At 42.3% G+C, this 15,252-nt stretch carries 11 protein-coding genes, 3 pseudogenes and 1 riboswitch; of the genes and pseudogenes, 6 read left to right on the top strand and 8 right to left on the bottom strand.

Features of this window, described 5'->3' with window-relative positions; translation table 11 throughout:
* Positions 1 to 165 precede the first annotated feature (165 nt).
* The 4 genes and pseudogenes from ACRWSG_RS10155 to ACRWSG_RS10140 form a co-directional block, all read right to left on the bottom strand.
* Positions 166 to 1,236 carry an OmpA family protein gene (locus tag ACRWSG_RS10155; RefSeq protein WP_462166200.1) on the bottom strand — a complete coding sequence of 357 codons (1,071 nt, stop codon included), beginning with the start codon at positions 1,234 to 1,236 and terminating at the stop codon, positions 166 to 168.
* 449 nt (positions 1,237 to 1,685) lie between these two features.
* On the bottom strand, positions 1,686 to 2,747 hold the full coding sequence (locus ACRWSG_RS10150) for an OmpA family protein (protein ID WP_054552409.1): 1,062 nt from the start codon (positions 2,745 to 2,747) through the stop codon (positions 1,686 to 1,688).
* Positions 2,748 to 3,076: 329 nt separating this feature from the next.
* Positions 3,077 to 4,488 (bottom strand): annotated as a pseudogene (locus tag ACRWSG_RS10145) (protein adenylyltransferase SelO).
* 8 nt (positions 4,489 to 4,496) lie between these two features.
* Entirely contained in the window at positions 4,497 to 5,192 is a 696-nt protein-coding gene (locus ACRWSG_RS10140; protein ID WP_462166927.1) for a DNA-3-methyladenine glycosylase I, read from the bottom strand.
* A 183-nt stretch (positions 5,193 to 5,375) separates the two neighbouring features.
* Positions 5,376 to 5,572, top strand: a riboswitch (Lysine riboswitch).
* Positions 5,573 to 5,709: 137 nt separating this feature from the next.
* On the opposite strand from ACRWSG_RS10140, the gene dapA reads away from it, so the two are divergent.
* From dapA to ACRWSG_RS10115, 5 genes and pseudogenes are all read left to right on the top strand, one after another.
* The gene (gene dapA, locus ACRWSG_RS10135) at positions 5,710 to 6,594 is read left to right on the top strand and encodes a 4-hydroxy-tetrahydrodipicolinate synthase (protein WP_138602467.1); all 885 of its coding nucleotides are present in this window, start codon (positions 5,710 to 5,712) and stop codon (positions 6,592 to 6,594) included.
* Between the two features lie 14 nt (positions 6,595 to 6,608).
* Complete coding sequence (locus ACRWSG_RS10130) at positions 6,609 to 7,349, top strand: 2,3,4,5-tetrahydropyridine-2,6-dicarboxylate N-succinyltransferase (protein ID WP_054552405.1); 741 nt, start codon at positions 6,609 to 6,611, stop codon at positions 7,347 to 7,349.
* Positions 7,349 to 8,554, top strand: coding sequence for a PLP-dependent decarboxylase (locus ACRWSG_RS10125; protein ID WP_138602469.1), 1,206 nt, complete (start codon positions 7,349 to 7,351; stop codon positions 8,552 to 8,554). Before ACRWSG_RS10130 ends, ACRWSG_RS10125 begins: the two co-directional genes overlap by 1 nt.
* A gap of 5 nt (positions 8,555 to 8,559) precedes the next feature.
* Positions 8,560 to 9,676, top strand: a pseudogene (locus ACRWSG_RS10120) (succinylglutamate desuccinylase/aspartoacylase family protein).
* A gap of 186 nt (positions 9,677 to 9,862) precedes the next feature.
* Positions 9,863 to 10,899 (top strand): annotated as a pseudogene (locus tag ACRWSG_RS10115) (phospholipase A).
* 66 nt (positions 10,900 to 10,965) lie between these two features.
* Here ACRWSG_RS10115 and ACRWSG_RS10110 read toward each other — a convergent pair.
* Positions 10,966 to 11,859: a bifunctional GNAT family N-acetyltransferase/hotdog fold thioesterase gene (locus ACRWSG_RS10110; RefSeq protein ID WP_054552401.1), complete on the bottom strand. Its 894-nt coding sequence runs from the start codon at positions 11,857 to 11,859 to the stop codon at positions 10,966 to 10,968.
* A 228-nt stretch (positions 11,860 to 12,087) separates the two neighbouring features.
* Between ACRWSG_RS10110 and ACRWSG_RS10105 the strand changes: the two genes are divergently transcribed.
* Positions 12,088 to 12,777, top strand: a complete 690-nt coding sequence (locus ACRWSG_RS10105) for a spermidine synthase (protein ID WP_138602475.1) — start codon at positions 12,088 to 12,090, stop codon at positions 12,775 to 12,777.
* A gap of 169 nt (positions 12,778 to 12,946) precedes the next feature.
* On the opposite strand, the gene dtd is transcribed toward ACRWSG_RS10105, so the two are convergent.
* The 3 genes from dtd to ACRWSG_RS10090 are packed head-to-tail and all read right to left on the bottom strand — an operon-like array spanning position 12,947 to position 15,223.
* Complete coding sequence (gene dtd / locus ACRWSG_RS10100) at positions 12,947 to 13,384, bottom strand: D-aminoacyl-tRNA deacylase (RefSeq protein WP_130167197.1); 438 nt, start codon at positions 13,382 to 13,384, stop codon at positions 12,947 to 12,949.
* Positions 13,372 to 14,325 carry an alpha/beta fold hydrolase gene (locus ACRWSG_RS10095; protein ID WP_138602669.1) on the bottom strand — a complete coding sequence of 318 codons (954 nt, stop codon included), beginning with the start codon at positions 14,323 to 14,325 and terminating at the stop codon, positions 13,372 to 13,374. The genes dtd and ACRWSG_RS10095 overlap by 13 nt, the downstream gene beginning before the upstream one ends.
* Before the next feature lie 25 nt (positions 14,326 to 14,350).
* Positions 14,351 to 15,223, bottom strand: a complete 873-nt coding sequence (locus ACRWSG_RS10090) for a virulence factor BrkB family protein (protein WP_462166198.1) — start codon at positions 15,221 to 15,223, stop codon at positions 14,351 to 14,353.
* Positions 15,224 to 15,252: the final 29 nt, after the last annotated feature.

Here is a 15,252-nt window from a genome sequence, read left to right as displayed (position 1 = left end):
TAAGGAGTTTAATAGTCACTATAAATATCATGAATAGTACTAGAAAAAAACGCTATTCAAATGAATATTTATTAAGAATCATTCCTATCTAACCAATTCCTAGTACTTAGAAAAGAAAAAACCCAGCACTAGGCTGGGTTTTTAAAATTTGCGTAAAGAGTTAGATTAACGCTCTACTTTAACACGTTCAATGACAGTTACTTTCGCTTCAACACGACGGTTTTCGGCGTGAGCTTCTGGTGTGTTAGCTGGGTTTTTAAGACGCTCTTCACCCATACCAACAGTAGTTAGACGCATTGGATCAATGCCATCTTCGATTAGTTTCTTAGCAACCGCATCAGCACGTTTCTTAGATAACCACTTATTGTAGTCAGCTTTACCTACTGATGAAGAGTGGTTTTCAAGCACTACGTCAGTACCTGGGTGCTCTTTTAAGAATGCTGCTGCAGCATCAATATCATCTAGGTATTGTTGAGATACTTTAGATGTGTTGTTAGGGAACGTGATTAGTAAGCTCTTAGTTACTTCACGATCTTCATATAGCGTACAACCAGTGCCATCAACAGCGTCAGTCATTGGTGTATTTGCACATTGATCGTCTGCATCAGGGATATTATCGCCATCGCTATCTACTGGTTCTACAGCAACAGGAACAACCGTAGGAGCAGGCTCTACAGGCTCAGCTGGCGCGCTTTGAGCACCGAAGATGTAGCTAAGACCTAATTTAGCACCCACATCTGTATAACCACGATCTAGGCCTTGGTATAAAGACGTTTCTGCATTAAATGCGAAATGCTCTGTAAAGTAGTGTTGATAACCTGCACCCACATTAGCAAACATTAAATCTTCATCAACCGCATCAAGATTTTTTAAACCAAAAATACCGTAGAAAGGACCACCACCAAAGTGGTAAAGACCATCAATACCGTAACGCTTACCACTTTCTGAACCACTCATCGACGTACCGTCGTTTAATTCAGCTTTCCAGTCAAAATCCATATCAGCGTATTCTAGACGCGCACTCCAGTAATCACTGAAGCGGTAACCTAACTCTAGACCCCAGCCTGTTGAATCATCAACATCAAGACCGCCTGGTGCGTAGTCACGAACATTTTCCCATGAATTATCATAGTAATCGCCAAACGCACCAATATAAAAACCTTGCTTTTCAGCAGCGAAGCTAGAAGCACTTGTTGCAGCAAGAGCTAAAGCTATAGTTAGTGATTTTAGTTTCATGTTTCCTTCCCTTCCATTTAAGTAACTAAAGGCTGTGTAGCCTAAACTCTGTCAAGATAGATGATGAGTAATTAATCCAAACTTAATAAACTAAAACTACAATAAATTTGTTAATTTCAAAACACCACCTAAAAAAGTGACGTTTAGCACCGTCGAAATGCCATAGAATGGCATACCAAATTAACAGTGCTCAAAAAAACTCTAATTTACCTAGTGATAATTACACGAGATAACAATAAGAACATAGTACAATAATCACCCATTTGCTGCGATGATTCAAATCAATATAAGTGTACCTTATTTTTATACCATGCCGTATACCTTTAAGAGTATCGCGTTTATTAAAAAAGTAAATGCGTTTTTAAGGTATAAAAAAAGCTGAACCATAAAAATAGTTCAGCTTTAATCTCAAGATTATTAATAAATTACAATAAGCTAATAGTAATCTATTACTTACGCATAACCTTTACACGTTCAACCGTACTAATTTGTGCTTCAACACGACGATTTTCTGCATGCGCTTCAAGCGTATATGCTTTGTTCTTCAGGCGTTCTTCACCATAACCAACCGTAGAGATTCTATCTGATGAGATACCGTCTTTAACTAACTCTTCAGCTACATCTTTAGCACGTTTTTCAGAAAGCTTCATGTTGTAATCCGCATCACCAACTGCTGATGCATGACCTTCAAGAACAACTGATGTGCCTTCGTTTTCTTTCATAAATGCTGCAACATCAGCAATATCGCTGAAGTATTTATTTGGTACTTCTGCAACATCATGCGGGAAAGTAACTAGTAAAGTGATTGTTGCCTCTTTTTCTTCATAAAGAGTACAGCCCTTGCTATCTACCGCATCAGTCATTGGTGTATTTGCGCATTGGTCATCAGCGTCCATTACGCCATCGTTATCGCTATCTGTAGGTCCACTTACTACAGGAGCTGGCTCAACAGGAGCCGCAGAGCTGCTTTGATCACCAAAGATATAGCTTAAACCTAACTTAGCACCCACATCGGTATAACCACGATCAAGGCCTTGGTACAAAGAAGTTTCGGCATTGAAAGCAAAGTTATCTGTGAAGTAGTGTTGGTAGCCAGCACCAACGTTTGCAAACATTAAATCCTCATCAACAGCATCAAGGTTTTTCAAACCAAAAATACCGTAAAATGGGCCACCACCGAAGTGATATAAACCATCAATACCGTAGCGCTTACCACTTTCAGAACCGCTCATCGATGTGCCATCGTTTAGTTCAGCGGTCCAGTCAAAATCCATATCAGCATATTCTAAGCGAGCACTCCAGTAATCGCTAAAGCGATAACCCAGCTCTAAACCCCAGCCTGTTGAATCATCAACATCAAGGCCGCCTGGTGCGTAATCGCGAACATTTTCCCATGAATTATCATAGTAATCGCCAAATGCGCCGATATAAAAACCTTGTTTCTCAGCAGCAAATGTTGAAGCACTAGTTGCAGCAAGTGCCAAAGCTATAGTCAGTGATTTCAGTTTCATTGTTTCCTTCCCATTTTCATAATAAAGCTCGTAAGAGCTCGTATTTTTTGAGTAATCAAAACTTTAACAATACAAAAAACGATTAGTTACTTTGCATTGACATTCAACTTATTAATTAATCCATAACTATTAAGGTACTAATAATAGCCTAGCCTAATTTCGTAGATAAGCGATTAAATGTATGACCAAACCAGCTTCGAATACCGTATGAGATCATCTTTTAAAGCAATAGATTAGCCTAAAATCTATAATACCACCGCCTATTAGAGCGCTCAATCAGCATACAGTTAAATTCAATAAATAGGAATTTTCCTAGTTAATTTAAATGACTAGGTCCCACAAAAAGTTTGATAATTTTTATCATAATCTTTTGGGATTGAAGCCATTCAAAGTGACGCTCATCGTAAACATATGGATCGTTAAATGCTTCTAAAAAGGCGTCTTTTAATGAACTTTCTCCCGATGCTTCGTATTCCGCTAGGATCATTTCAATAGTATGATTACGTGGAATGACTGCAGGATTAACAGCGCGCATAGTTTCATAACTTTTAGACGAAATCCTCACGTTCCACTTTTTATGCCACTCTTTTAAACTAGTTGGAATTGCGAAATCCGCAAGTAAAGATTCAGTCAGAGCATTGAAAGTATTAGTATAATCGAGCTGATGTTGCTTCATTAAACCTAGCAACTCTGAAACTAAAGCATGATCGCCTTCGTGCTGACCAGCTAATCCTAATTTCTGCTGCCACATAGTATTAAATGCATCATTAAATTTAGCTACAAAGCCATTTACAACCGGTGAGAGTTGTTCGACGGCACTCTCTTGATCAGCAAGTAACGGAATTAAGCTTTCAGCCAAGCGTGCAATATTCCAATTAGCAATATTCGGTTGATTTCCAAATGCATAACGCCCTTGATGGTCAATCGAACTAAATACCGTGTCTAGGTCAAACTGATTCATCATCGCACAAGGGCCATAGTCAATGGTTTCACCACTAATCAAGGTATTATCTGTGTTCATCACACCGTGTATAAAGCCAATTCGCATCCAACTGATAACCAGCTCTATTTGCTTATCGAGTACAGCAGTTAAAAACTCAATATAACGCTGCTCACCCGTACTGCTAATGCCTGGGTAGTGGCAGCTAATTGCGTAATCAACGAGCTTCTCTAGCCCTTCTATATCACCTTGTGTAGCTAAGTATTGAAATGAACCAACACGGATGTGACTTTTAGCTAGGCGAGTAACAACTGCCCCCGGGCGTGGTGGCTGACGATATACCGTTTCGCCAGTTGTAACCACAGCTAAACAGCGCGTAGTTGCGATGCCAAGCGCATGAAGTGCCTCACTCATAATGTACTCTCGAACAGCTGGACCAATGGCACAGCGACCATCACCACCGCGCGAGAACACTGTTGCTCCAGCGCCTTTTAGCTGCAAGTCCCACAATGTGCCATCTTTATCTGCAATAGCACCAAGTAAATGCGCTCTACCATCACCAAGACGCGGTGAAAAATGACCAAATTGATGACCTGAGTAACCAAGAGCAACCGGCGCAACGTCGTTATCTATCGTTGAACCAGATAGCAATTTAGCTAAAAATTCGCTGTCGTGTTTAATTGCGAAATTATCAGCTAGCTTGTCATTAAATAGCAGTAATTGCGGCTCGGCAACGGCGCTCGGCATATCCTTGATAGCAAGTAGTTCACTAATATCTGTGTATCGAGTTTGCAGTTTCATAACTGTCCTTAACGTGTTGCGACACCCACACGATTATCGCCTACACCATAGGCCACTAGTTGGCTTAGTGCCTGCAGGCTGTAACCGCTTTGCTGTTGTAATTCGTTGAAAAAACCTTGCGCTGCTTGCAGTGACTTTTTAGTTTGTAAGCCGCCATCTATCAACTCATGGGCACGCAAATAGGCTTCTACATACCGAGAAAGTAAAAAAGTATCTTTACCAAGCGCTCGTAAAGCGTATGGGCCAGTATTTCCCCCTAAACGCGCACCATGCTTTTTAAGATAAGCCCACAAACCAATAATATTGTCAGTAGGCCAATCTGCAATAAATTGGCTAAAGCTGCCATGCTTCTCAGCAACTTCGTGGATCATGTACGCATTTTCTGGGATCGTTTGTACTTTTTTAAAATTACGAACAATTCGCTCATCACTGGCTTTTTGCTCGAGCATATCTGGCGGCATCATCAACAATTTTTCTACACTGAAATCCCAAAACACATCACGAAAACCAGCCCATTTATTATTGATAACAGACCAATAAAAACCGCTTTGAAAGACTTTACGCGTGAACTCTTCTAACCATAAATCGTCATGCATTTTAGCAATATCAGCATCGTCGAGCGGGTTTGATAACAGTGCTTGCAGCATTTCTTCACTGCCCTTTCGAGATACGGCTCGTTGATAAATATCGTTAAATTTTTCCATCATTTTTCCAATTGATTTGGTTAGCGCTAAGTGTACGTAAAAACACGGTTATACGTAACCATGTTGCAAATTCGGTCACTAAAAAACAAATTCCTCGCCTTGACACCTAGACGGCTAAAATGCTTTAATCGCTGCAAATACCCTATTTAAGTATGTTGGCTTTAACCTTTAAAGCGAGCATAAAGGGCTGGAAGAGGTGCGTTATTCAGGTAGCGTATGGGAAGAGCACAGACTCTGTTGATCATACGTGAGGGGAATTAACGCCGAGAAGTAACACCGTTTGTGAGGTGCTTATTTCGGGCGACTGGGCTGAATCCCAGCGACTGTCACCAACAATAGCAAAGTGCTATTGATTAGTTTGGTGGAGAGCTTCTGGTCTTAGTATAATAAGGCCGTCGCGTCTTTATTATTTTAAGCCCATTCGCTCTTCGAATTATACCTTGTTCGAACGACGACATGCGGCTCCATTCAAATGTTCCCGCATAAACTCTTCGAATACCTTATAAGTTCGTGAGAGATGATCAACAATTTTGATTTAAACGACTATCCATTATGGACAGCGCTTGTCACGCCATTTTCTGAATCTGGCGAGGTCGATTACACGGCCCTTGAACAACTGGTCGCTGAGCAGCAAGATGCAAATAACGGCATTTTATTACTTGGCAGTACCGGTGAAGGACTGGCGCTTTCACTCAAAGAGCAACAAGCCATCGTTGAGCATGTTTGCCAATTAGCACCGAGTGTACCACTCATGGTTGCTGTGGGCGGCATGAACCTCAAGCAACAAGTTGCTTGGGTTGAATACTGCAACCAACTACCTATTCATGGCTATCTATTGGGCTCACCTCTGTATGCAAAACCTGGGGTAGTTGGCCAAACACATTGGTTTGAAAGCCTTCTTGATGCAAGTAATCACCCATGTATGCTGTATAACGTACCTGGACGCAGTGCAGTTGAGATTTCACCGCAGGTGATCAAAAACCTTGCTGACCACAAAAATCTTTGGGCTTTAAAAGAAGCCAGTGGCGACATTAGCAAATTTGAAGGCTTTAGAACGGCATCGCCAACACTGGCCATATTTAGTGGCGATGATGCTCTTATGCCGTATTTTGCTCAAGCAGGAGCAAAAGGTTTAGTTTCGGTTGCCGCGAATGCTTGGCCGAGTCAAACCCATGAGTTTGTTAAACGCAGTTTAAGTGGTCAATACCCAAATCTATTCACCGATTGGTCGCAAGCGATTCAAAGTTTATTCGCTGTGGCAAATCCAATCCCCGTAAAAGTACTGATGCACCTGCAAGGTAAAATAAATACCCCGCATTTACGTCCGCCGCTTACGCATTTAGAGCTTGAGCAAACAGACAGCATCACCCACGCAAACAACACAATTTTATCTTGGAACTAAAAACAGGTTTTATCATGAGCTGGTTAGAATTATTAAACAACTTAGAATCAGGCGCAGTTCGCGCGGCAACACAGGACGAGAACGGCAACTGGCACGCCAATGTTGAAGTTAAACAAGGCATTTTAGAAGCCTTTAAAAATGGCACAAACACTGAGTTCCCGGGTGGTTTTGTTGATAAGCACAACTTAGCTCCACAAGGCTTTGCAGCCGATGCTGGCGTGCGTATGGTACCAGGTGGTAGCAGTGTTCGTCGTGGCGCACACGTTGCTAAAGGCACCATTATCATGCCACCAGCATATGTAAATATTGGCGCGTTCATCGACGAAGGCACGATGGTCGACAGCCACGCATTAGTGGGTTCATGCGCACAAGTGGGTAAAAATGTTCATCTAAGTGCAGCAGTACAATTAGGTGGTGTGCTTGAGCCAATTGGTGCCAGCCCTGTGGTTATTGAAGATGACGCATTCATCGGTGCAGGCTGCGTTATTGTTGAAGGTGTGGTTGTGAAAAAAGGTGCTGTACTTGCGCCGGGTGTACGTTTATCGGCAACCATTCCTGTTTACGATTGCGTTAATGAGCGCCAGCTAGACAAAGGTGAAGCCATCCCAGAAAACGCGATTGTGATCCCAGGCTCTCGCCCAGCTTCAAATGCATGGGCTCGTGAACAAGGTCTTAGCATGTCGTGTGCATTGATCGTGAAATACCGTGATGAACAAAGCGATGCATCATTACTGTTAGAAGAGGTTTTACGTTAATGAGCTTTTTGAGCACGCATATCAAGCAAGCGGTTGAGCAAGTTTCAGCGCATCTTGATACGCCATTTTTTATCTATGATTTAGATAAATTAACTGCACATTTAAATCAACTGACTGCGCAAACCGATGTGAAACTTTGGTATGCCGTTAAGGCCAACCCGTTGTCTCGCATTATTCAATGTTTAGACAGCGCAGGATTTAACTTTGATGTTGCAAGTAAAGGTGAACTTGAGCAAGTACTTGCCCAAGGCATCGATAGCGAGCGCGTGCTCAACACTGGGCCTGCAAAGAGCCCTAAACAAATTTCACATTTTATTGCTCGCGGCGTACGTACTTTTGTCGCCGAGAGCATTAACCAAGTGCGCTGGTTAAACGAACAAGCAACAAAAGCAAATTGTCAGCTGCAAGTTCTATTGCGTGTTCAACTTCGTTGGCCAGACAGCGAAAAGAATCCACTTGGCGGCGATAGTCTTACTCCTTTTGGTTTGGGCTGCGATGAGTGGCAAGCACTCACTGCAAGTGATTACCCTGCTCTTAGCTTTGATGGTCTGCATATTTTCCAATGGGGCAATATGCTGAGCACTGACAAGCTCGCCGAGCTATGGCGCGCGATGATTGCGCCACTGCAACAGCTAGCACGCTCATTAAACATTAATCTTAATATTCTCGATTTAGGGGGTGGCTTAGGCATTCCTTATACTCAAAGTGCTAACCGACTCGATTGGTCTGCACTTATTGAGACTTTGGCTAGCATTAAAGCAGATGCCGGTGTCAAAGAGCTTTGGATGGAACTTGGCCGCTATGCGGTGGGCGAATGCGGCCATTACGCAACGCCAGTTGTTGAGCGTAAAGTAAATTACAATCAACAGCAGGTGATTTTATCAGGCGGTATTAACCATTTACTTCGCCCAGCTGTGACAAGCCAAGATTTCCCTGCGGCCTTACTTCGCGAATCGACGGCTGAGCCTGCGGCAATGACTTTATACGGCCCGCTTTGCACCGCCCTTGATTGCTTAGGTGAACACCAATTAGCGAGCGATTTAAATGAGCAAGACTGGTTGGTATTCAGCCAATGTGGCGCGTATGGCTTTACCGAAAGTATGCCGTACTTTTTATGCCACGAATTAGCGGCTGAATACATCCTTGAACAAGGCAATATTGAGTGCATTCGTAGCGCTGAAGATGCCAGTTATTATTTAAGGTAATCGCCATGAGTAAAGAATTAATCAGCCAAGAGAATATTGTGGTTGGCGAGATTGCCAACGGCCTACCTCTGACAATCCCAGTGTATCGCTTAAAAGGGGATGGCACAGGCCCAAACGTGTATATACAAGCCAATATGCACGGCGCTGAAGTACAAGGTAATGCAGTAATTTATCAATTGCTTGAGCAGCTAAAATCACTCAAGCTGCGTGGCGATATTACCCTAGTGCCTTATGCCAACCCTATTGGTTGCAATCAAAAATCAGGTGAGTTTACTTTAGGTCGCTTCGATCCAATTACGGGCACCAACTGGAACCGCATGTACCGCTTTAATAAAGCGTTACCGTCACAGATTGCTGAACAGCACAAAGACTGTGATGATGCGACCCTTAAAGCGGCGTTTAAACAGGCACTCGTAGCTGACATCGATAGTCAATTAACAGGCCCTGATTACAGCCTAACAACGGGTAAGCGTATTGCCCTTAACTTGCAAAAGCTTGCCCATCAGGCAGATATTGTTTTAGACCTTCACACTGAATATCTCGAGTAAGCACTTATATTGCCCTGAATACGCCAAAGACAGCGCAAGCTACTTCAACATCGAGCATGTGTTACTGATCCCAAGTGATTTTGATGGCGCGATGGATGAAGCGAGTTTCTGCCCATGGTGGTCACTGTCTGAAGAGCTTGCCAAACAAGGCCGTGAATTTGCTGTTCAAGTCGAAGCATTCACTGTTGAACTTGGTAGCCAAGAAAAAATCGATTTAAGTGCGGCACTTGAAGATGCAAATAGCATTTTAAGTTACCTCAATCAAAAAGAGGTATTAGTTGATGCTGCGTATCATCCTAAAGCGATGACACGCTATGCCTGCATGCTTGAAGATTATGTAGCTTACTATGCACCTATGGGTGGCATGGTTGAATACCTTGCCCCACTGGGCGGCCATATTAAAGCTGGTGAGCCTATCGCCCATATTTTAAGAATGGAGCGCTACCTTTCTGAGCAGCCGCTACAAACATTAAGTTTTGATAAAGACGCCATTGCTATTTTGCATTTTGCTTCAGCAAGCGTGAATCAAGGTACCGAACTTTATAAGTTTTTTACCAATGTATTTGAGCTATAAGCTCATCCCTTCTCATTGCGTGAGAGTCAACGGCTTATGCTCTTAGGCCGTTACAGCAGGGCTCCAAGCTTAGCTTGGGGCTCTCTATTTACCTAAAATTTCAACAATTCAGTACAAGTTCACGGTTACTTATGTAAAAATCGTTATAATTATACCTACTTACAAGTCTACTGAAAGGGAACTGCAATGGGATGGCGCATTTGGCTGGCAGCCGCTGGCTTATTTTCTGTACCTGTATTTGCTCAAACTGAACAACCACAAACTAACGAACAAGATGATGCACTAGAACTCGTAAAGCAGTGTATTTTGAACGAAGCTATTGGCGGTGACGGCAAGCAAACACTCGAAGAACTTCGTAAAAAGTGCTCTGATTTAGATGAAAGCAAAAAGCTCACCGCTTTAGACAAACGTAAAGCGCGTGAAGAAGTGAGCAAGAAAAACCGTAATGTGATCACCCCACATAAGCGTAACTATATTTTACCGCTTTCTTACGTATCTAATCCGAATGAGCGCCCTTTTGATGGCCTAAAAGACCTCGCTGAAGAAGTCGATGGCGAGCCACTTGATAATCTTGAAGTAAAATATCAATTATCAATCAAAGTGCCTATCTTCGAAGGCTTCTCAGATAAAGACCAAGGCGTATTTTTTGCATTTACCATGCAATCGTTTTGGCAGTTTTATAACAAAGATATTTCATCGCCGTTTCGTGAAACAAACTACGAACCAGAGATCTTCTGGGTGAACTACCTTGATCCTGAGCATGTGCTTTGGGGCGATGAAATGGCGATTGCAATTGGTGCTTCACATCAATCTAATGGCCGCAGCCAGCCTAATTCACGTTCGTGGAACCGTATTTATGCTGACTTCTTATGGGAAAAAGATGGCTTTGTATTTAGCTTTAAGCCTTGGTACCGCATTCCTGAAGATAAAAAAGATGATGAACTAGAAGCTAAAGGTGATGACAACCCTGATATCTACAAATACATGGGTTACTTTGAATTCTCGGGTGCATACCGTTACAACGAGCATGAGTTTAGCTTTATGACCCGTAATAACTTAAATTCAGATAACCGCGGCGCAATCCAACTAGACTGGTCTTTCCCTCTTTGGTTTCATTACGTGGCTACGCACAATACTTCAATGGTTATGGCGAGAGCTTGATTGATTACAACGCTGATATTGAACGTTTTGGTGTGGGTATTCTGTTAACTGACTTGCTTTAATTGTTATGTTAACTGACTTGCTTTAACTTAAAGAGCGAGCTTTAGTTAGCTCGCTCTGAATATTCGTTATTTTTTAACGATGAAGTGACCTTCAAATTCTGCTACTAGCACATCACCATCGTATACATTCACTGGCACATGGTAGCTTGCTTTGCCATTGTCCTCTAGCTCCGCCAACTTGCCTTTACAGCCAGCCAACTCAACACTCCCGCGAGGATCGTTATTCAGTGGTTTAAGGTATTTAATGTTGGCATCTGCTAACACGATATTCCCTTCAAGGCCAGCTTCTTTAAGCGCTAGGTAAGTTGCGCCCCAGCCTGTTAAGGTCGCTAAACTATAAATCGAGCCGGCAAACATAGTGTTATGAAGATTTAAGTTCGCATCTAGATCAGCGCGCGTAGTAAACTGCCAATCGGTGTAGCTTTCTACTTTAATTCCCATTGCATCACTGATAGGGATCGACTCACGCCACGTATTTTGTAGTACTTGTGTCCAGTTTGGATGACGGAACCAACCCGGCTCAGAGGGTTTTTGTTTTACCATTTTCCAATGCTGTACATCGTCATAGGCAAGGTGTGCTTTTTCCTTTAATTCGTAGCCATGACGCTTATAAAAATCAAGGGCTCGCTCACGAGCAAACAATACCAGTTCATCTGCATCTTGAGTCCATGCGATTTTTTCTAATTCATGTAATAAACGGCTACCAATATGCTGGTTACGATTACCTTCAGCAACCGCCATATAACGAACTTGCGCTTGCTGATGATTATTAAAATGCAGGCGAGCTACGCCTAATACTTCGCCATCATTATTTTTGATAAAGCGGTGCTCTGCGTCTTGCTCTAAGTCATCTTGTTCAGAACCGCGCGGCTCGCCCCAGGGTGCTCTTAAAACCTGCCAACGTAATGAATAGTACGCTTGCCAATCTTCGCTGCTTTGCGGGGTGGTCACTTTAAACATAAAAACTCCTGTGATAATTCAGCCACGGGTCTGTTGTTTTTCTGTCGTGGCCTTTGCAATGCGAATTACGATACGCGATCTTCTATCAAGTTGGAATAATACTTTGGTGACCCAGCCTAAATTATTATTCATGGCTGTAAAAACTAATGCACAATTGCACTTTATGCTTACTGGTCTATGCTGAAATAATTGTCTAATTATTATAATAACACGCTAAAGGCCCGAAATATGGAACATTTTCTTGAACCCAGTGGCGCAGTAAAACATAGTTTTATTGAGGACTGTCACCGATTAGGGCAGCTCATTTATTGGCATAAACAAGGCAATTACAGTATTCAAGTTAGGCAACTTAACCAATTACGCTGGTTACTGATCAACGAAACCCTGCAATCGGTCATTGAAAAACGCCGACCTGCCAGATTACTTTTCCCTCATTTACAATACCTTGCAAAGCTTTGGCAAGACTTAGAGGAACCGAAAAAGATTTTAGAATTAGGCCTAGGCGGTGGTGCTATTCGTAACTACTTACAGCACACCTACCCTGATAGCCAACTGACATCGGTTGATAAAAACCCCGACATAATTCACTGCTATAAACGTTACTTTGGTGGCGACCATGCCAATAACCTGCACTGTTTTGATGCGCAGCAAGTATTAGAGCAAAACAACGAATACAATTGGATCATCTTAGATTTATTCAGTGAGGTAGATGCACCATTATTTTTATACAAGCACCTGTTTTACACCAAACTAAGAGCAGCGATGGCAAAAGATGGCTTGTTGTTCATTAATTTTTTATCCAATCACCCATCGCAACTAAAACAACTTGAGCACCTGCTAATCACCGAGTTTGGCAAGCGCCCAAGCATTGTAAAAATCCCCGACTACGTGAATCATATCGTGATGATCAAAAAATAAAAATACTTATACCAATCCGCTTAATTAAGTAGTCTATTTTGAGGCAATAAAACCTCGTTGATAACAAGGCAAAAATTTCGTTATTTAGTTGTTCTAAATGAGAAATTTTTAACGCAGTTAGCGACAGGTTTAATCCCTCAAAATGATTAAGTATTATTGCGGGTTGGTATTACACAGATAAATTAAAAGTAACTGGACCATCGTTACATAGGCTTACTTGCATATCAGCACCAAATTGCCCTGTAGCCACTGTTAAGCCTGCTTTTTTAGCCTCTGCAATAAAATACTCATAGAGCGTATTGGCTTGCTCTGGCGTGCCAGCACTTGAAAAGCTTGGACGCATGCCCTTTTTAGTGTCGGCTGCTAAGGTAAACTGCGAAACCACTAAAAGCTCACCTTTGATATCATTCAAACTTAAGTTCATCTTTCCTTGTTCATCGGTAAAAATGCGGTAATTGCTGACTTTGTGTAAAAGCTTCTGGGCGCTTTGCTCGGTATCCTGTTTTTCAACACCTAATAGCAGCAAAATACCTTGTGAAATTTCACCCACTACTTCGCCTGCCACTTCTACTTTTGCTTGTTTTACTCTTTGAATTAAGCCTTGCATTGATCCCTCGATAACTTGATATACATTAAATCTGCGGCACGTCGCATTGCCGCCAAATATACCTGATTATCGCTGCTGTGCCCAATGCCATCTAAAATCAATAATTGTGCATTTAACTGTTCAGCAAGCTGCTGTACGGCACTATATCGACAGATCAAATCGGCGCGGCCATGAATAAACCAAATCGGTAAATGAGTCAGTAAATGTGCATTTTCTGCGATAAAGCCTTCTTCAATGAAACAGCGATGACGAAAGTAATGCACCATTAACTTTGCTTGATTTAACCCGACATGGGGCTCCTGTAAACTCCAGTTTGTCAAAGGCTCACCATGACATAGCACCTGCTCCCAATGACACCATAACTTGGCAAATTTACTGGCTTTAATTTGATCATCATTGTTTAGTTGCTGCTGATAAAAGTCGAGTAAGGCACGCCAATCAGTGTAATCATGTGCAAATTCATTAAAGCACTCAGGGTAAAAATGCGCGCCGGCTCCTTTTGTTGTGTAAAGCCACTCGAAGTCACTGTTACATGCTAAAAAGCTAGCCCGTAAAATAAGCCCTGCAACATGCTCTTGGTGATGAATAGCATAGACAAGTGCCAAAGTGGCACCCCATGACTCACCACACACCAGCCACTTTTCAATACCCAGTTGCTGGCGTAAATACTCGAGATCGGCAACTAATTCTGAGGTGGTATTGGTTGAACTATCATGGGGTGTTGAGTGACCGCAACCGCGCTGACTGAACATGATCACTCGAAAACGTTCTAAGTCGAAAAAGCGGCAATTTTCAGGGCATAGACCCGCACCAGGACCGCCATGGCATAACACCACAGCAATCCCTGTAGACGCACCATATTCTTGCACATGGATTTGATGACCATCGCCAACACTTAAGTGATAATCACGGTTGGCAACATATTGTGGATGTAACTGCACCTCGCTCTCCTTAGGTGCAGTGAATTTAAACCTCTATATCAGGCGTGTCCTCGATATTCTCAGGGCTGATACATACAGTAAATTCTGCACCGAGTAATACGACAATCCACGACAAATACACCCATACAAATAAAATAGGGATTGTCGCCAACGCCCCATAAATAACTTCGTATGATGGGAAGTGGCTGATGTACAAAGCAAAGCCTTTTTTTGTCAGCTCAAACAACATAGCTGCAAACAAAGCGCCCGGAATTGCCGCTCTAAATGGAACTCGTGTGTTAGGAACTAAAGTATAGAGCATAATGAAGCCAATCATTGAAATTATGTAAGGTAATAACTTCAATAAAAAGCCGCTAAAGCCGGGGATACCTTGATCGGCAAACGACACTAACGACACGATGTATGAAGTAACACCAATACTAGCCCCTAATAATACAGGGCCTAGACTAAGCACCATCCAATAAACGGCAAACGAAATCATCATTGGACGCTTTTTCTTAATACGCCAAATTCGATTTAATGTAGCATCGACATTGCGAATAAGTAACAAAGATACCGCCGCTAAAAAACCCACACCAACGGCAGTCATTTTATTCGCATTACCGGCAAAAGCGCTGATATGCTCTTTAATTACATCTGTAGAGGTCGGCACAAGATTAGTAAACAAGAAGTTTTCTATGGTCACTAACGTGCTTTCGAATCCTGGAAAAGCAGAAAAAATAGCCACACCAACCGCCACTAAAGGCACGATTGATAATAAGGTTACATAAGCCAAATAACCCGCATTGACTGTGATTTGATTGTCAATACAACGATTGAGATACTGCATCCACCAAGCAGGTTGTTGTTTTAAGAAAATGCTTATTTGCAGCTTATACCGACTGAGCTTCTCGTCCATAGAATCTAATTTCTGCTAAAATGTTTTGA

The sequence above is a fragment of the Pseudoalteromonas sp. GB43 genome, assembly GCF_054923805.1.
Note: the sequence above shows the minus strand (reverse complement) of the source record. Positions and strands in the feature narration are given on the sequence as shown.